Origin of the sequence: Flavobacterium sp. (assembly GCF_044373165.1) — a bacterium.
Taxonomy (GTDB): domain Bacteria; phylum Bacteroidota; class Bacteroidia; order Flavobacteriales; family Flavobacteriaceae; genus Flavobacterium.
Genome location: NZ_JBILQL010000022.1, coordinates 1 through 18,700, shown reverse-complemented (window position 1 = coordinate 18,700; position 18,700 = coordinate 1). Strand labels below are relative to the sequence as shown.

The 18,700-nt window shown below is 36.5% G+C and carries 15 protein-coding genes and 1 pseudogene; 8 read left to right on the top strand and 8 right to left on the bottom strand.

Annotation, left to right across the window (positions count from 1 at the left end; all coding sequences use genetic code 11):
* The first annotated feature begins 367 nt into the window (after window positions 1-367).
* The 6 genes from ACIQ32_RS04895 to ACIQ32_RS04870 all read left to right on the top strand — a co-directional run bounded on the left by ACIQ32_RS04895 (window position 368) and on the right by ACIQ32_RS04870 (window position 7,279).
* Window positions 368-1,945 (top strand): S8 family peptidase, encoded by a 1,578-nt coding sequence (locus ACIQ32_RS04895; protein WP_396194571.1) that lies wholly within the window; start codon window positions 368-370, stop codon window positions 1,943-1,945.
* A gap of 36 nt (window positions 1,946-1,981) precedes the next feature.
* A complete protein-coding gene (locus tag ACIQ32_RS04890) occupies window positions 1,982-3,886 on the top strand; it encodes a M1 family metallopeptidase (RefSeq protein ID WP_396194570.1) in 1,905 nt (634 codons plus the stop codon).
* Window positions 3,887-3,957: 71 nt separating this feature from the next.
* Window positions 3,958-4,371: a hypothetical protein gene (locus ACIQ32_RS04885; protein WP_396194569.1), complete on the top strand. Its 414-nt coding sequence runs from the start codon at window positions 3,958-3,960 to the stop codon at window positions 4,369-4,371.
* A 2-nt stretch (window positions 4,372-4,373) separates the two neighbouring features.
* Complete coding sequence (gene rnpA / locus ACIQ32_RS04880) at window positions 4,374-4,748, top strand: ribonuclease P protein component (RefSeq protein ID WP_396194568.1); 375 nt, start codon at window positions 4,374-4,376, stop codon at window positions 4,746-4,748.
* 79 nt (window positions 4,749-4,827) lie between these two features.
* Window positions 4,828-6,465 carry a S41 family peptidase gene (locus ACIQ32_RS04875; RefSeq protein ID WP_396194567.1) on the top strand — a complete coding sequence of 546 codons (1,638 nt, stop codon included), beginning with the start codon at window positions 4,828-4,830 and terminating at the stop codon, window positions 6,463-6,465.
* Window position 6,466: 1 nt separating this feature from the next.
* Window positions 6,467-7,279 (top strand): OmpA family protein, encoded by an 813-nt coding sequence (locus ACIQ32_RS04870; RefSeq protein ID WP_396194566.1) that lies wholly within the window; start codon window positions 6,467-6,469, stop codon window positions 7,277-7,279.
* On the opposite strand, the gene ACIQ32_RS04865 is transcribed toward ACIQ32_RS04870, so the two are convergent.
* From ACIQ32_RS04865 to ACIQ32_RS04850, 4 genes are all read right to left on the bottom strand, one after another.
* Window positions 7,276-7,722 (bottom strand): GNAT family N-acetyltransferase, encoded by a 447-nt coding sequence (locus ACIQ32_RS04865; RefSeq protein WP_396194565.1) that lies wholly within the window; start codon window positions 7,720-7,722, stop codon window positions 7,276-7,278. The genes ACIQ32_RS04870 and ACIQ32_RS04865 overlap by 4 nt on opposite strands.
* A gap of 6 nt (window positions 7,723-7,728) precedes the next feature.
* A complete protein-coding gene (locus tag ACIQ32_RS04860; RefSeq protein ID WP_396194564.1) occupies window positions 7,729-8,700 on the bottom strand; it encodes a DUF4837 family protein in 972 nt (323 codons plus the stop codon).
* A gap of 38 nt (window positions 8,701-8,738) precedes the next feature.
* Window positions 8,739-10,970, bottom strand: coding sequence for a LysM peptidoglycan-binding domain-containing protein (locus ACIQ32_RS04855; protein ID WP_396194563.1), 2,232 nt, complete (start codon window positions 10,968-10,970; stop codon window positions 8,739-8,741).
* 88 nt (window positions 10,971-11,058) lie between these two features.
* A complete protein-coding gene (locus ACIQ32_RS04850) occupies window positions 11,059-12,246 on the bottom strand; it encodes a phosphoglycerate kinase (protein ID WP_396194562.1) in 1,188 nt (395 codons plus the stop codon).
* A gap of 234 nt (window positions 12,247-12,480) precedes the next feature.
* On the opposite strand from ACIQ32_RS04850, the gene ACIQ32_RS04845 reads away from it, so the two are divergent.
* The gene (locus ACIQ32_RS04845) at window positions 12,481-13,629 is read left to right on the top strand and encodes an ATP-binding protein (RefSeq protein WP_396194590.1); all 1,149 of its coding nucleotides are present in this window, start codon (window positions 12,481-12,483) and stop codon (window positions 13,627-13,629) included.
* A gap of 4 nt (window positions 13,630-13,633) precedes the next feature.
* Window positions 13,634-14,017, top strand: coding sequence for a DoxX family protein (locus ACIQ32_RS04840; RefSeq protein ID WP_396194561.1), 384 nt, complete (start codon window positions 13,634-13,636; stop codon window positions 14,015-14,017).
* On the opposite strand, the gene ACIQ32_RS04835 is transcribed toward ACIQ32_RS04840, so the two are convergent.
* The 4 genes and pseudogenes from ACIQ32_RS04835 to ACIQ32_RS04820 form a co-directional block, all read right to left on the bottom strand.
* Window positions 14,009-16,279, bottom strand: a complete 2,271-nt coding sequence (locus ACIQ32_RS04835; protein WP_396194560.1) for a helix-turn-helix domain-containing protein — start codon at window positions 16,277-16,279, stop codon at window positions 14,009-14,011. The genes ACIQ32_RS04840 and ACIQ32_RS04835 overlap by 9 nt on opposite strands.
* Before the next feature lie 104 nt (window positions 16,280-16,383).
* Complete coding sequence (locus tag ACIQ32_RS04830; RefSeq protein WP_396194559.1) at window positions 16,384-16,962, bottom strand: OmpH family outer membrane protein; 579 nt, start codon at window positions 16,960-16,962, stop codon at window positions 16,384-16,386.
* Window positions 16,963-17,240: 278 nt separating this feature from the next.
* The gene (locus tag ACIQ32_RS04825) at window positions 17,241-18,086 is read right to left on the bottom strand and encodes a class I SAM-dependent methyltransferase (RefSeq protein ID WP_396194558.1); all 846 of its coding nucleotides are present in this window, start codon (window positions 18,084-18,086) and stop codon (window positions 17,241-17,243) included.
* An 87-nt stretch (window positions 18,087-18,173) separates the two neighbouring features.
* Window positions 18,174-18,700: pseudogene (locus tag ACIQ32_RS04820) on the bottom strand (tRNA uridine-5-carboxymethylaminomethyl(34) synthesis enzyme MnmG); the annotation flags it as partial.

Here is an 18,700-nt window from a genome sequence, read left to right as displayed (position 1 = left end):
AATTTAAAACTTCAGACTATCTGGTTTTGGCGGTGTTGTTCGTTTTTTATCCATTATATTTCTAAAAAATTACAGCTTCTGAAAGTCATTTTTATCCTGAAGAGATTGGCCGTTTTTTTTTGCGATTTTAAACAGAAAAAACATTACAAAAGCTAGTGTTTCTGAGGGTTAAATTAGAAAATAACAGTTGAAAAATTCGCTAAAATCAAAAGTGTTAAACGATTTAAAATCAATCCTTTTTATAAATTTGATTCACTGAATCTTAATGAAGTGTAGCTGCATTGTTGCCTAAATTATTGTTAATCCGATAAGTTAATGCTTTAAAAGAAATTAATTTTACGGTCTTACAGTTGTAAATCGTATTAAAATGAAAGGATTATTTATCAGTTTTATATCACTGTTGTCAATGACAACAGTCGCTCAAGAAGTTAGAGTGCCATCGTTTAAAAAAACACCTTTAACAGAAGAGCAACAACAACGTTGGAGTCATTTAGATTTAGAAACCGATTCGATTCCTGGAATGAGTGTAGATAAAGCTTATTCAGAAATCCTTAAAGGGAAAAAAGGAGCCAAAATCTTGGTAGGGGTTATCGATTCAGGAGTTGACATTAGTCATCCCGATTTAAAGTCGGTGATTTGGACCAACAAAAAAGAGGTTCCAAATAACGGAAAAGACGATGATAAAAACGGCTATACTGATGATGTTCACGGTTGGAATTTCTTAGGGAATTCAAACAATGAAACCCTTGAATTGGTACGCTATTTGAGAAAAGGCAATGATGGAAGTGCATTGTACCTAAAGGCGGAAAAAGATTTTGAAAAAGAATACAACGAGGTGTTTCCATACAAAGAAACGGTCGATTTGTTGGCTGATGCAGATAAAACCATCAGAGAACATCTGAAAAAAGACAATTATACTAAAGAAGATTTGAACAACATTGCTTCTGTTAAGTATGAATTATTTAAAAGTAAACGAATCATGCTGGCCTATGCAGAAGATACCGGTGATGATTTTAAGGCAAAATTGGAAGAGTTCAAAGAGTATGTTTACGACAAATTAAATTATAATTTAAACAAAGAATTCGACGGACGAAAACTGGTAGGAGACAATCCGGATGATATCAACGATAAGAAATATGGTAATAACATAGTGTACTCTAAAGACCGAAAAGATTCATCTCATGGTACACATGTAGCCGGAATTATTGCGCAACAAAGAAACAACAACCTTGGTGGTGACGGTGTGTCTACCAATGTTGAGATATTACCAATTCGAGCCGTTCCGAACGGAGATGAATACGATAAAGACATTGCATTGGCTATAAGATATGCTGTTGACAATGGAGCAAAAGTAATCAACGGAAGCTTCGGAAAAGATTATTCGCCACACAAAGAATGGGTTTGGGATGCCATGAAGTATGCAGAAAGCAAAGACGTTCTCATTGTTTTAGCAGCAGGAAATGACGGGAAAAATGTAGATGTTGAACCCAATTATCCTGAAGACACACCTGATAAAAAGACCGAGTTGGTTAACAATGTAATCAAAGTTGGCGCCATTAATTACAATTACGGAGAAGGTATTGTAGCTGATTTTTCTAATTATGGTGCTGAAAATGTTGATGTCTTTGCACCTGGAGTTAAGATATATGCAACCATTCCGGGCGGTAAATACAAATACGAGCAAGGAACATCAATGGCTTCGCCAAATGTAGCAGGTGTAGCAGCATTGATTAGGTCATATTATCCAAATTTAAAAGCAAATCAAGTCAAACAAATTATTATGACATCAGGAATGGCAATTAATTTAGACGTAACAGTTGGAGAAAATGGGCTCTCAATCCCTTTTTCAAAAACTTGTATTTCTGGAAAAATTGTAAATGCGTACAATGCTTTAAAAATGGCAGAAGAATTATCCAATCAAATAAAAAAAGAACCAAAACTCTAATTTTAGAGGAAGCCTTCGCGTTTCCTTACCAGCAAAATGATTAATAAATTTTTTATCCCTTTACTTTTGATAGCCTGCCTCAAGGTTGCTGCTCAATCTGATTGTTATTGGCAACAAAAAGCAGATTACAAAATGGAGGTAAATATGGATGTTAAATCCTATCAATACGACGGTAAACAAGAATTACTTTACACCAACAATTCCAATGATACTTTAAAGCGCGTTTACTATCATTTGTACAATAATGCTTTTCAGCCCGGAAGTGAAATGGATGCCAGGCTGCAATCCATCCCTGATCCGGACGCTCGTATGGCGGAAAAAATTAAAACTTCTGAGGGTAAAGAAATTAACAAAAGCAGAATATCGCAACTAAAACCGGATGAAATTGGTTTTCTGAAAATTTCGAATTTTAAACAAGACGGCGTCACTGCTGCCGCTAAAGAAGTTGGAACCATTTTGGAAGTCGATTTAGTAAAGCCACTGTTGCCTGGAAAATCTACTTTGTTAACCTTGGATTTCAACGGACAGGTTCCCGTTCAAATCAGACGATCGGGGAGAAACAATAAAGAGGGCGTGGAACTTTCAATGGCGCAATGGTATCCCAAAATAGCTGAATTTGATTTCGAAGGTTGGCATGCTGATCCTTATATTGCCCGAGAATTTCACGGAGTATGGGGCAATTTTGATGTTAAAATCACGATTGACAAAAACTATGTTTTAGGCGGAACCGGTTACCTGCAAAACAAAAACGAAATCGGTCACGGTTACGCCGATGATGGCGTAAAAGTTGTCATCCCTAAAAAACAAAAAACGTTAACTTGGCATTTCTTAGCTCCTAATGTACACGATTTTACTTGGGGTGCTGACAAAGATTATCTGCACGATAAATTAGTTACCGAAGAAGGGGTGACTTTACATTTTTTATACAAGAACAACCCTAAAATTATCGAAACCTGGAAAAAAGCCCAAGACTACACTGCAAAAATCTTGAAGTACTATAATGCAATGGTAGGTAAATATCCTTATGAGCAATATACCGTAATTCAAGGCGGCGACGGCGGGATGGAATATGCCATGTGCACTTTTGTCCTTGGTGAAGGGGAACTCCATGGTTTTGTGGGTTTAATTGCCCACGAATTCGGGCACTCTTGGTTCCAACACATCTTGGCTAGTAACGAAAGTAAGCACAGCTGGATGGATGAAGGCTTCACTTCATTTATAGAAGATTCCGTTATGGATGAATTTGCCGTTAAAAAATCCTCCAATCCTTATTCCGGTGCTTATAAAAGTTATGTAGAAATGGTTAAATCCGGTAAAGAACAACCACTTTCCACTCATGCGGATCGCTTTGACTTTAACAAATGCTACAGTGTTTCTTCCTACAGCAAAGGGGAAATCTTCTTAAGCCAACTTATTTATCTTGTTGGGAAAGACAATTTGATGAAAACCTTACGCCGTTATTTCGATGACTTTAAATTCAAACACCCAACGCCTAATGACATTAAACGCACGGCAGAACGGGTATCCGGTGCTAATTTAGATTGGTATTTAACCGATTGGACTCAAACCACCAACACCATTGATTATGGGATTACCGATGTTGTTGACGGAGACAGTACTTATCTTGAAACCAAAAACACAAAAGTTATCTTGGAAAGAAAAGGAAGAATGCCAATGCCAATTGACCTTTTGGTTGAATATATTGACGGCAGTAAAGAAACTTTCTACATACCGCTTCGCATGATGAATTTTGAAAAAGAAAATCCAACCCCGGAAATTCCCAGAACTGTATTAAAAGATTGGGCTTGGGCATTTCAAAATTACAGTTTTACCATCCCAAAACCCAAAAGTACCATCAAACAAATCACCATTGATCCGAGTGGTTTGATGGCCGACATCAAAAAAGAAAACAATTCAATCATCATTTTAAGCAAAGATTGATACAAGCGTCTGAATTCAGACGCTTTTTTTATGGAATAGAATTTGTAGATTTACCGCAAATATGAATCACCATGAAACACTTAAAAATTCTGATTGTTTTAATCATCTTTGGTTTCAGTATCCCAAATACTGTAGCTCAACCCATTAGATTTAAAAGCAGTAGTGTTAGTTTTACCGATAAAAAAAGTGACGGAAACTGGAATGAATGGTCTGAATTTGTCAATGCCAACGTCTTAATCACACTCGATGCCAAGAAAGATTTGATTCTGATTAACTCCAATGAAGTACAATCATTTAAGATAAAAGCTTACGGGGAAATAGAAGACAATGAAGAAGTCAACATCGTTCCTTTTGAATGTGTTGACAATAAGTTTTCTAAATGCAATATCTTCATTATTACTAAGAAAAAAGAAAACAACCGTATGCAGATTTACATCAATTACAACGAAGTAAAATTTGTTTACAACATCTACAACGATAATTAACAATGGATAATTCCTATCCGAAAAAAGAAAAACTAAAGAGCAAAAAAATCATAGAGTTACTTTTTACCGAAGGCAAATCTGTGGGTAAATATCCTTTGCGATTGGTTTATGTTCCTTATGATTTTGAAGAGGATGTTCCTTTAAAAATGGGTGTTTCGGTGTCCAAAAAATACTTTAAAAAAGCAGTTGATCGCAATTATTATAAAAGAGTGCTTCGCGAGTGCTATCGACTAAATAAAGCCGAATTACTGAACCATATAAATCAAAAATATTGTTTTATGTTTTTTTATCAATCGGCGGATAAATTGTCCTATCAGGAAATAGAAAACAAAACGAAACAGCTTTTTGAAAAGTTTGGCAAAAGCCTACAACAATAAAAATTTGTTAACCCTAAACTGAATCCGCTTCATTAGAAGTAATTTAGTATATTCGTTAACCCGACAAACGTTTAAAATTATGTTTTTAAAATTCAAAAAAAGATATATTATTCCTTCCGTTTTGGCTGTTTTCCTTTTTATTGGAGTCAGTTTTAAAGATGATTTTTTCGAAATTTCCAAGCAAATAGAAATCTTCACCACTTTATTTAAAACGGTCAACCAAAACTATGTAGACGAAACCAATCCGTCCGAATTGATGGATAAAGCCATCAAAAGCATGTTGGCCGATTTGGATCCGTATACCAATTACTTCAACGAACAAGACGTTATCAAATTTAAAATCAACAATACCGGAGAATATACCGGCATTGGCGCGATGATTACCCGAAAAGAAGACAAACTCATCATCAAAGAACCCTACAAAGGATTTCCGGCAGACAAAGCCGGTTTGAAAGCCGGAGACGAAATCATTCAAATCGGAGATGTGCTTTTGGCCGATTTTAAAGACGATGCTTCACAGTTGCTTAAAGGCGCCAAAAACACCAAAATCGAAATCAAGTATTTACGCCAAGGAAAGCCTTTGAACACTCAATTGATTTTAGATGAAGTGGAAGTAAAAGCTGTACCTTTTTTTGGTAAAATTGATGACAAAACCGGTTATATTGTATTGTCGCAATTCAACAAAAAAGCCTCATTCGAAACCCGTGAAGCTCTAGAAAAGCTAAAAGTCGACGGCGCCAAACAAATTATCCTGGATTTAAGAGGCAATCCGGGCGGATTGTTAAACGAAGCGGTAAACATTTGCAATTTATTTGTCCCGAAAGGCGAAGTGATAGTAACCACCAAATCCAAAAACGAAAAATACAACAACACTTATAAAACCACCCGCGAGCCCATTGATACCGAAATTCCGATTGTAGTTATCGTTGACGGTAAAAGTGCCTCAGCCTCTGAAATTGTTTCCGGTGCTTTACAAGATTTAGACCGCGCAGTGGTAGTAGGTAGCCGAAGTTTTGGTAAAGGCTTGGTACAACGCCCTATTGACATGACTTACGGCACCCAAGTTAAAGTTACCATTTCACGTTATTACACGCCTTCCGGAAGATGCATTCAGGCGCTGAATTACAACAAAAAAGACAAAGACGGCAAAGCTACCCGTACTGATGTAAAAAATTACAATGCTTTTAAAACCAGAAAAGGCCGACCGGTTTACGATGGTGGCGGCGTTTTACCCGATGTGGAAATTGAAGAAACCAAAACCAGCAGCATAGCCGAAGCCTTGCAGAAAAACGATGGGATTTTTAACTACGCCACTTATTACTACTACAAAAATCCAACTTTAGGAGATAAAATTCCAACCTTAACCGATGCCGATTTTACCGATTTCAAAGCCTTTTTAAAACGCGAAAAAATAGAATTCAATACGGAGTCGGAAATTGCTTTAAAGGCATTATTAGAAAAAGCCAAAAAAGAAAATATTGATTCGGCTATTGCTGCCGAATATCAACAATTGTTGACGGCATTGCAAAAAAGCGAACAGGTGATGATTGACAAAAATCAAAAGGAAATCAAAAATTTAATTTTAGACGAAATCATCAAACGTTACCAATACAAAGAAGGTTTGTACCAATACTATGCTAAAAGCAATTTGGAAATTAAGAAAGCTGTAGCCTTACTGAATAACACCGCCGAATACAATAAAATTTTAAAAATCTAAGATGAAGCTGCTAAAATTTTTACCTTTATTTTTTATCGGCTTGTTGAATGCTCAGGAAGAAGTGGTGCATTCTGTTTATTTTGACTTTGACAAGTTTGCTTTAAATGAAATTCAAGCGAAAGAGGTAGTAGATTTTATCAAAAAAACCGATTCCACCCGTATTGAATCGATACAAATTTTTGGCTATACCGACGATATAGGTAAGGAGGCTTACAATTTTAAACTGTCGACCAAAAGAGCCGCGGCAATTCAAAACAAATTTATCGAAAACGGGATAAAAAGTAAAATTATCGTAACTATCGAAGGCAAAGGACGCATTTTAATTGACGACGATATTGTAGAAAATTTACCCGAAAAACGCTCCAAAAACCGACGGGTTGATGTGGTACTCAATTTAAAGCCGTTACCAAAAATTGAAATTCCGGGATTTTATAACAGTATTCAAAAAAAACACATTGTTGGGGATCATGTCTACTTAGACAATGTTTTGTTTGAACGCGGCAGTAGCAAACTGACCTTTAAATCTAAAACCGAGTTGGATAAAATTGCCAAACAACTGCAGAAATATAAAAACTTACAGTTTGAAATTCAAGGCCATGTTTGTTGTACACCTCCGTATCAAAAAGAAGCCATCGACAAAGACACCAAAAAAAGACAACTGTCAACCAACCGAGCACAAACCGTTTACAAATACCTTATCTTTAAAAAAATACCCAAAACCCGTATGACTTTTAAAGGTTACGGCAATACCGTACCATTGGGAAAAGGCGCTGAATACGACCGCAGAGTCGAATTGGTGATCACCAAAATCTAGGCTTTCTTCATTCGTATGTGAGGAATATCATCTTCGAGATAAGTATCACTGATTTGAACAAACCCGTGACTTTCATAGAAATGTTTGAGGTACAACTGAGCTGAAATGGTGATTTCGTTTACTTCAAAATGTGTTTCTATGACCTGTATGGCTTCACGCATTAAAATATGACCCAATTTTTTGGCTCTTGATTTTTCTTTAACTATCACTCTTCCGATTGAAGCTTCATCAAAATAATCATGGGGTTTAAACAACCGCGCATAAGCAACGATTTCTCCATTGTCTTCGCCAATCAAGTGTAATGCTTTCTCATCTTTACCGTCAATATCTTGATAAACGCAGTTTTGCTCCACGATAAACACTTCGGCGCGCAACTGCAGTAGTTTGTATAGTTCGGATAGAGAAAGCGTCTCAAATCGCTTTATTTTCCATTGTAAGTTCATGTCGTGTTATTTTTGGAATTGAATCGACTTGATGATGGATTCCAGTTCAAACATCAAATCTCTTTTTTCTTTTGACGGTGCATAGCAAAAACCTTCCAGCACCAATATCCTTTTATTTTTTGGGTCGAAAATCGTGTAGTTGAGGAATGGACCCGACATAAAATCGTTTTTCATTTGCCAAGTTCCTTTGGTTTCATAAGCTTTTTTATCGTCCAAAGTCATTTTGGAAAAATAGGGCGAATACGCTTCTTCCGTTACCATTCTGGTCCGTGGTACCGAGCCGTGTATGTATTTTCTGCCGATAGAATCTCTGGTTCTCACGATATCAGATACTGCATTACCGCTGTGAATGGAATGCCATGGCAGTTGGTAAATAATAACACTGGAATTACCGCTGGTGATTTCGCTTTTGAGCCAAATAAAATTCTTGTGTCGCATGACATACTCGTATTTTGAGGGTATGAGCAAATCAATGTTGAATTTTTTTTGGATTTTTTGGGTATTTAATAAGGAATCTTTGAAAATCTTTTGGTTTTGAGCGATTTCAATATTTCTCATTTTTTGGATGATTCTCGACGCATTTTCTTCCAATAACGAAATAATTTCACTGGTAGATTTACCGGTAATGTGAACTGCATTTTGAGGTGCCGAAAATTCGTTTTGTTTGATTTCAAATTTAGTTTCATTCCCTTTTTTAACAATGAGAATGTTTCGGGAATCTGTCGAAAATCCTTCAAAAAGTTTTACCGGATATTGATTAATGGTAAACAAGGGTTCTTCTTGCGGCAAACCCAAAACCGGAGAAGCAAATTTGTTACGAATACTATCGCCCACTGCTCCGTTCCAAAGCTGGTCATCGATAATTACCGCAATGGTATTAATGGCAGCTGAAGAATCATCAGGGAATTTGTCCTTTTTAAACGAACAAGAACTCCCTAAAACCGCAACAAAAAGGCATAAAAAAAGGGTTTTATTCATAACTGAAGTAAAACCCAAATTTAGAGAAGATTTTCGGATTAACCGTTGTTAATTTTCAACTTCATCCCCGGCTTTAAACTTTCGTTTTTGATGCCGTTCCATTTTTTGATGTCGGAAATGGTTACGCCCGGATATTTTTTGGCTATGCTGAATAAAGAGTCGCCTTTTTTAACGTAATACAATTTAGCTTCGCTTCTTTCGTTAGCAGCAATATCTTCTTTTTTTGAAGTTTTAGCCTCATTAACGGCCACTTCTTTTTTAGACACGATTAAGGTTTCACCCAATTTTACATTGCTGTTGTCTAAGTTGTTCCACTCTTTGATTTCGGCTACAGTAACATTGTATTTTTTAGCAATAGTACCTAAGTATTCTCCTTTTCTAACTTTGTGTTCTACAATTTTAGTTTCGGTTTTAGGTGTTTCGGCAACAGCCGACTCTTCTTTGTTAGCCAAAGCTAATTTAGAGCCTAATTGCACATTCAAATCTTCAAGATTGTTCCATTTTTTCAAATCCTCCAAACTAACATTGAATTTTTTGGCAATGCTGAAAAGATTGTCTCCTTTTTGCACTTCGTAATAATCTGAAACTTGATTGGTTTCATTGTTATTGCTTTCATTTGAAGCTACAGCAGTTTCTGTTTTATCAGATTTAATCTCTTTTCTGACAGTGGTAACCACGCGCTCATTTTTAATAATTTTTAAATTAGCGCCTAATGCAATATTGCTGCTTTTTAATTTGTTCCATTTTTTAATTTCGGCTACGGAAACTCCGTGCTTGTTTGAGATCTCGCCCAAGTTATCACCTTTCTTTACGCGATAATATTTGACCACATCTTTGTAGCTAACAACTTTTTCTTCCTTAAAAATTTTATTTGAGTTAGAAGCGATAGCTGTGGTATCGTTTTCTTTAGCTGTTGATTTGTTTGCGGAAGCGATTTCTGTGTTGTCGTTCACATAAATCTTAAGGCTTCTGCCTAATGGTGCTCTATTGCTTTTTAGACGATTCCATTTTTTTAAATCTGACATTGAAATACCGTACTTATCAGAAATCTCACTTAAACTGTCACCACGACGTACTTTGTAGTATTTAACATTTGAAGAAGAATGAATAGAATCTCTGGAAGCCAACATAGATTGGAAAGGCTTTTCTCTTCGACTGGATTCATAATCAGCGTAAGCATAAATCTTATCTTCGTTTGAGGTAAACACGGCAATTTTGTCTACCGGGAGTCTCAAGAAGTGGCTCTCTCCGGTGATAAACGGAATTTCTTCTCTTTTATAAGTTGGGTTTAAAAACTGTAACTCTGCAACCGAAACCTCTAACAATTCCGAAAGTTGCTTGAAAGTCAAATGTCTTTTTACCATTACAGTATCTGTTGCAAAATGATTAGCGATAGATCTGTCCGGTTTGATACCATGTTCTTTATGGTATTCAAAAATGTACATAGTGGCTAAAAATGCCGGTACGTAACCTTGCGTTTCTTTGTGTAAATATGGTCTGATGTTCCAATAATTTTGCTTGCCGCCCGAACGACGGATTGCTTTAGCCACATTGCCCGGACCGGTGTTGTAAGAAGCCAATACCAAGTCCCAATCACCAAAAATAGCATACATGTTTTTCATGTATTGGGCCGCAGCGTTACTCGCTTTCAGCGGATCTCTTCTGTCATCGGCGTAAGTATCTACTTTTAAGCCATACTGTTTTCCGGTTTGGTACATAAACTGCCACAATCCGGTAGCGCCAACACGTGAAACCGCTCTTGGATTTAAGGCCGATTCAACCACCGATAAATATTTGATTTCCAAAGGAATGTTTTGTGCGGCCAATGACTCCTCGAACAAAGGAAAATAAAATTGAGAAATACCCATTAATCTTTCGAAAGAACGTTTTCTATTCTTTAAAAAAGACTTGATAACATTTTCCAATCCAACATTATATTCAATATTGAACGGTGACTTTTCGTCTAATTTTTTGAGTCTTTCTTTTAAAAGTTCGGTCGGTAATTCATAATCAACTTTTTCATCAACATTGATGTTTCTGATGTCTAAAGTTAGCTCTTCATACAAGTCCAAACTCGCCAACTCTTTCATCCACATACTGTCGATACACTTGGCGATATTATCATGTATAAAAGTAGCTTTAATCGAATCCAAATATTGTCTTTGGGTAAGCGGCGTCTTTTTGATGGGAGCTTTAATAATAGTATCCTGGGCAAAAACTGCCGTGGAAAGTAATATCAGAGCCAAAGACGTTATTTTTTTTACAGTCATATGTCTTGTTTGTTTTGTGGTATTTGTAATGTTATTAATTGGTCAATTAATAACGCAATTAATTGTCTTTTATTGTGTTATCGGATATTTAGTCCAAAATAGCGGCTATTCCCGGTAAAACTCTACCTTCCAGCATTTCCAGCATAGCACCGCCTCCGGTGGAAACGTAACTCATTTTATCTTCCAATCCGAACTGTTTTACCGCCGCAACCGAATCGCCACCGCCTACAAGTGAGAAAGCACCGTTGGCTGTTGACTCGGCTATGAAATTGCCTAATGTAATTGTTCCTTTAGCAAAAGTTTCCATTTCAAAAACGCCCAAAGGTCCGTTCCAAAGAATGGTTTTAGAATCCATGATGACTTTTTTGAAATTCTCCAAAGATTTCGGTCCGGCATCCAAACCTTGCCAACCATCCGGAATTTCACGAACATCAACTATTTGTGTTTTAGCATCGTTGGCAAAAGCATCGGCCGCAACAACGTCAACCGGTATGTGGATTTGAACGTTCTTTTCTTTAGCCAAACGCAAAATTTCCAGAGCCAATTCTAGTTTATCGTCTTCACAAATCGAATCTCCGATCTTTCCACCCAACGCTTTCACAAAAGTAAACGTCATTCCGCCACCGATAATCATGTGGTTTACTTTGTCTAAAATATTTTCAATTACTGTAATTTTAGAAGAAACTTTTGAGCCACCGAGAACAGCGGTCACTGGTTTTATGGAGTTGTTTAAAACTCTGTTTAAACTGTCTATTTCTTTAGCCAAAAGCAATCCAAAACACTTGGAGGTTGGGAAAAACTGAGCAATGATAGTAGTTGAAGCATGTGCTCTATGCGCAGTTCCGAAAGCATCGTTTACATAAATGTCGCCCAAAGAAGCTAGTTCTTTAGCAAAGTTAACATCGCCGGCTTCTTCTTCTGGGTAAAAACGTAAGTTCTCCAATAATAAAACTTGGCCCGGTTTCAAATTTTGAGCTGCATTTTGAGCAACTTCACCACGACAATCCTCCGCAAAAAGAACCGGAACTCCTAAAACTTCTGCTGTTTTGGATACGATATGTCTTAGTGAAAATTGGTCTTGTTTCCCTTTAGGTCTTCCCAAATGCGACATCAAGATTACGCTTCCGCCGTCGGCTAAAATTTTATCTATAGTTGGTTTAGCAGCTTCAATACGATTGGCATCTGTTACAGCAAAATGCTCATCTAAAGGCACGTTAAAATCAACTCGAATAATGGCTTTTTTGGCGTTAAAATTATAATCTTGAAGTGTTTTCATTTGAAATTATAAAGGTTTTGAATCTTTGCAAATATAGTAAAATTTAATTTTATCGTTCTTTTTGTGGTTTTTATCGATGTTTTTTAAGAGTTTTTTAAGACTTAAGCCATTTGTTTTCAAAGGCATACTGAAATGAATGTCGGTTTTTATGAAGCTACCGGGATTCATGTGATTGTTCCCTGGTGGCTGAAATTTGGTTTTCTGTTTGGAAAAAAATTGCGCTATATTTGCTCTATGCAGTTTTCAGAAATACTTGGTCAGGAATACCTTAAAAACCATTTGATGCAAAGTGCTTCAACGGGAAGAATTCCGCATGCGCAATTGTTTGTTGGTCCTGAAGGTAGCGGCACTTTGCCTATGGCCATTGCCTATGCGCAGTATGTTTTGTGTCTGAACATGGGTTTGGAAAACTCGGGTGGCAATGAAAGCTGTAACTTAAAATTCCAAACCTTATCACATCCTGATTTGCATTTTATTTATCCGAATGTTTCTAACGAAGAGGTTAAATCTAAACCTAAAAGTGCTGATTTTATTGCTGATTGGCGAGCCTTTGTTTTAAAAAATCCATACGGAAGTTTGTTCGATTGGTACAAACATTTAGGCGTTGAAAAAAAACAAGGCATGATTCGCGTGGAAGATGCGCAGGACATTTTAAAGTCGTTGGCCTTAAAATCCTACGAAGGCGGTTACAAAGTAATGATTGTTTGGATGGTAGAGAAAATGAACCTCGAAGCGTCCAACAAATTGCTGAAACTTTTAGAAGAACCACCTGATAAAACGCTTTTCATTTTAATTTCGGAAAACGAAGAAGACATTATTCAAACCATTCGTTCTCGTTGCCAAGTATTGCATTTTGGTGCTTTGCCGGAAGCTGTGATTGCCAAAGCCATGCGCGAAAAATATTTTCTGGACGAACCTTCGGCTTTAAAAGTGGCGCATTTATCACAGGGTAATTATAACAAAGCCATTCACATTTTGAACAACGACAACAACGATTTTCCATTTGAAAAATGGTTTGTTGATTGGGTTCGAGCAGCGTTCAGAGCTAAAGGAAATGCAGCGGCTATTCAGGATTTGATTTCCTGGAGTGAAGAATTGGCTAGCATTGGTCGCGAAGGGCAAAAGCAATTCTTGTCCTATTGTATCGACTTATTCCGTCAGGCGTTATTGCTGAATTACCAAACTGAAAAATTGGTTTATATAGAACCCGAAGTTGAGGGTTTTAAGTTGGAAAAATTTGCGCCTTTTGTCACCGGAAATAATATTACTGAAATATTCCAAGAACTTTCCAATGCTTCATATCATATTGAACGCAATGGAAACGCTAAGATTATTTTAACCGATTTATCTATAAAACTCACACGATTAATTCATAAAAATTAAACCTATGAACAATACTGCCTCTATTTTAGTCTTGCTTTTTTTAGCGGTTACCTTTGTACAATCGGCTTATGATAAAGTATTTGCCTGGAAAGGTAACGTTGAATGGTTGAAAGGTCATTTTGCCCAAACCATCTTAAAAAACAATGTGCCTTTAGCATTATTTATCATTTTGGTGTTAGAGTTAATTACCGGCGTTTTCACTTTGGTTGGTTGTGTGGAATTGTGGATAAACGGTGGCAAAACATGGGGTTTGTATGGCGCTATTTTTTCGTCGGTGACTTTAATCTTTTTGCTTTTAGGGCAACGTTTGGCTAAAGATTACGATGGTGCGCGTACCATTGCCATTTACTTTGTGCCTTCGGTATTGGCGGTTTGGTGGTTAAGTTAAACCGCTCTTTCTGGCTGCTTGGAACATTTTCAATTCGTCCCAAGTAAATTCGTCTCCGTATTTTTCTTTTAAACTACCCAAAGATTCCTGTGTGTGATTTTTGAAGGCTTTGGCTAAAGCTGTTATTTTATCATCCGGTAAAATAGCTGAAATGGCAATGGTTTCAGTCTCAATTAATTTAGCCAAATGCGAACTGATGGTTTGTACCGTTAACTTTCTGGCTACTGCTATTTCTTTAATGGTATACTGTTGTAACCAAAGTTCGTAAGTTTCCTGAACCGTAGATTTTTTCGGTTCTTTTTGCTTTTTCTTTTTGGTGTAACGCGACGGTTCTTCTTCGTCTATCAACGAAAGATGAGTGTTTTTGTAGGATTGGCGAACGATTTCTGCTTTAGTAAGACGATACGTTTTGATGGCTTCCGAGGATAGTTTTTCTTTAGAAATTGTTTCGCCGTTGGCCACGGTTGTTATCAAGCATTTGGCTTTCATCAATCGGATTACTGTTTTGGTTTGAAGTTCTTCAAGTACCAACAATTCTTCAAAATAAGTTTTGGCTTTTTTCATTCGAATCACTTCTTCCAGCTGCCAAAGGATATCGTGCGTTAATTGATCAAGAATTGGATAAAAGTAATCGTAGGCTGAAAAGATTCTGTTTTTAACAAACTGAAAGTCAACTTCTTCCGATAACAATTTATTCAGTTGCGCGATGAATTTATGGGACGGATCGGTAAGCTGTTGCAAGGTTTCCCATTGCATAATCGCCCAATCTTTGTGTTGGGTTTTGAGGGCCAAAGCCGTTTTGTCGTTGTAGCTGTATAAATGATTGCGCCATTCTTGTATTAAAGTCGACCAATCGAAAGCAGCAATCAGGTAGCTTCGGATGAAATTTTTGGTTTCTTTGAGTAAAGTGTTTTCCAGTGTTATACTTTCAGCCTTGTTTAACGCATAATTCATTACTTCCTGATCATTTGAAATACCGTTCATTTTTAGAGGAGAAAGCAATATGAGCCCGTTTAACGAACGCAAACGCGATAAAGCCACATAGGCTTGGCCGGGCAAAAATACATCGGCTACATCAAGCGCAGCCTTTTCAAAAGTTAACCCTTGGCTTTTATGAACTGTAATCGCCCAAGCCAATTTGATTGGATAATGTGTAAATGTGCCTAAAACTTCCTCTTCAATTACCTTGGTGTTTTCATTTACGGTATATCGGATGTTTTCCCAAACGTATTTTTCCACTTCAATAGTGGCATTTTCTTCAGGAAAATTAATCCAAATCTCTCGTTCCGAAAGCGTTTTAATAATCCCCATTTTCCCGTTGAAAAATCTCTTTTCCGCAGTGCTGTCATTTTTAATGAACATGATTTGAGCGCCGACTTTTAATTCTAATTTTTCTTCTAACGGAAAAATTTTGTCCGGAAAATCACCTATCACATCGGCATAATAAACAAACGTTTCTCCTTCTAAATCTTCTAAAGATTGAGCGTTAATCGTATCGGCTTTGTGGTTATGGGTTGTTAAAGTGATGTATCCTTTGTTGGTTTTTAAATTAAAATCAGGCTGTACAAATTGGTTTAAAATTTGAATATCATTCGGGGAAATTTTGTTGACTCTCAAGTTGTTCAACACAGCAATAAAAGCATCATCTGTTTGGCGGAAAATCTTCGATAACTCAATATAAATCGGCGGATTTTTCTCGATGACTTGTGCGTGGAAAAAGAATTTTCCTTTGTAATATCGGCACAATGTTCGCCATTCATCTTCACGAATCACGGGTGGAAGTTGGAGCAAATCGCCAATAAACAACACTTGCACACCTCCAAAAGCTTGGTTGTTTTTGCGAACGGTTTGCATCATAAAATCCATAGCGTCCAATAAATCAGCACGAAGCATACTGACTTCATCGATTATCAGTAACTCCATGTTGCGAATAACCGCTTTTTTCAGGCCGCTCATTTTGAAATGTCTGCGTAATGTTAGTCGGCTTTCAAACTTAGTCGAATCTGAAAATTGAGGGGAAGAATTATCGGGTAAAAAACCACCAAACGGCAACTGAAACATGGAGTGAATTGTAACACCGCCGGCGTTCAAAGCAGCAATACCGGTTGGCGCCACAACGACAGTATTTTTATGCGTCGTTTGGATTATTTCTTTGAGTAAAGTGGTTTTTCCAGTTCCGGCTTTACCGGTTAGAAAAACAGAGCAATTGGTTTGGTTGATGAATTGCAATACATATTGGGCTTCGGCAGTTACGGATTTCATGGCTTATAAGTTTTATCTTATACAAATGTAAGTCATTGTCTTTCAATATGCAATAAAAAAGCGCCTTAAAAGAGGCGCTTTTAGGGATTGGTTAGGCAAGTAAATTATTTCTTTTCTTCTTTTTTTGCAGCCGGTTTTTCTTCTTTTTTATCAGAAGCTTTATATTTTTCATTTACCACTTTGATAATCTCTTTTGTTATATCGTAGCTGTCTTTTGCATACAATACTGATGCTACATCTCCGGTTCCGTAAATATAATCATAGCCTTTGTCTTTGCCGTATTCTTTGATTACTTTTCTGTAACTACTCACTAAGGAATCCATTTCTACACCGCTTTCACTTTGTAATTGTTGTAGCATGGCTTGTTGTGCGTAGGTCAACTCTTGTTCTCTTCGTTGTAATTCAGCTCCTTTTTGTTGTGCCCAAACTTGTCCGTTAGCTTGTGCATTTTTTTGGAAATTGGCCGCCTCCGATTTGAAACGATTAACTTCCACTTCCAGCTGGCTGCCCATAACTTTAGACTTGTCTTTATACTTCTCGGCTATATCTTTAGCTTCTGTTGATTCTTCCATCAATTTAGAAGTGTCGATGTAAGCGGTTTTGAACTCTTTTACCTCTGTAGTTTTATTGCATGAAATTAAAGATATGGTCAATGCAAAAAGGATAACTGTTTTTTTACTCATGATTTTTTAATTGTTTTTTGTATTTGTGAATCTTCGATTTCACTAGGATTTTGATAAAATAATTTTTCGCTTCAAAAATATAAAAATAAAGACAATAATTAGGCTGAAAAAATGCCCTGAAAACCATGATAGTTATTAATTATTGTTTTTATAGATGATATAAGACTATACTATTGAATTTGGTTTTAAATAAAGCGATTTAAGCAAACATCTTGTTTTCTGCAGCCTTGGAGTTGGTTTGGTGTTGTTTGATTAAAACACGTTGATTTATTTAGGTTTTATTGATTTTTTAGGATGTAAATATGAGATGAATACTCATTTGTCTTCTTTCCGTTTAGATTTGACTTCAAACCCACGAAAAAAGCCCTGATAAAATTCATTCGACCGGTTTTGTATTTTTCAGACAGTAAGCTCACATAAAAGCTATCAAACTTCATGGGTAAAACTGCCGTTAATTTAATTCCTTTTTCGGTAAATAATTTTTCAATAGCCGTTTTTGAGAAATGCCAAATGTGTCTTGGCACATCATAAGCCGCCCAATGTCTACCATAAAAATTAGCATCAAAAGATTTAAAATTAGGAACAGCTATTACAATTGTTCCTGTTGGTTTAATTAATCGCTTTAATTCGGACAAATAATCTTCTAAATTAGGAACGTGTTCCAATACATGCCACATGGTAATAACATCAAAAGAATTATTCTCCAATTCTGATAAACTATCGGCAAAAATTACTCCTTTTTTTATAGCCGTTTCTTTGGCTTTAGCACTGGGCTCAATTCCTGTAATGTTCCAACCGTCATTTTTTGCTACTACTAAAAAATCTCCGGTTCCTGCGCCAATGTCTAATAATTTCCCTTTTGTAGATTGTGCGTTTATTAATTTTAATTTGTTCTTGAGCGCAATACCTTTTATCAAATGGTATACTCTTTCAAACAAAGATCTTTTGCCGTCGGTATGTGAAATATAATCATCGCTTTCATAATAGGACGGTAATTTTTCCGTACTTGGTTTGGGAAAAGTAATTAAAAGATCGTATTCGGGATTGTGATGCAATTCGAATATCTCTTTAGAAACAGAATAATCTTTAACTTTTTGGAAAAAAATATTGTTTTGAAAACTCATAGAACTGTTTATTGGTAAGGCTTGGCAAACTTAGTTTCACGTGGAACGCAAAAACGATTTGTTTTGCTATCGTATTAAATTTTAAAATTATCTGCCCATGTAAATTAACAACACGGAAATATCAGCAGGTGAAACGCCGCTGATTCTTGAAGCTTGTGAAATAGTGACCGGCCGAATAGCGCTTAATTTTTGCTTGGCTTCAATCGACATCGATTTGATTTTATGATAATCGAAATTCTCCGGAATCTTGATGTCTTCTAAACGCGTTAGCTTTTCGGCATTGTTTCTTTCCTTTTCGATATAACCGGAATATTTCACTTGGATTTCAGCTTGCTCAATTATCTCTTTGTCTAAATCGTTATCCTGGATGTACTGCTGTACTTTTTCAAACTTCAGTATATCTTCTAAATCAATTTGCGGACGCGAAAATACTTTGAACATCTTATCAGATTGTGTCATAGGGGAGCTTTCTTTTTCCAGTAAAATAGGATTGGCCTCATCGTGTGTTACACTTGTTTCCTTGAAGAAATTCACCATTTTTTCACTTTCATTGAACTTGTGTTCCATACGTTGCATTCTCTCTTCTGAAGCTAAACCAATTTGATAAGCCTTTG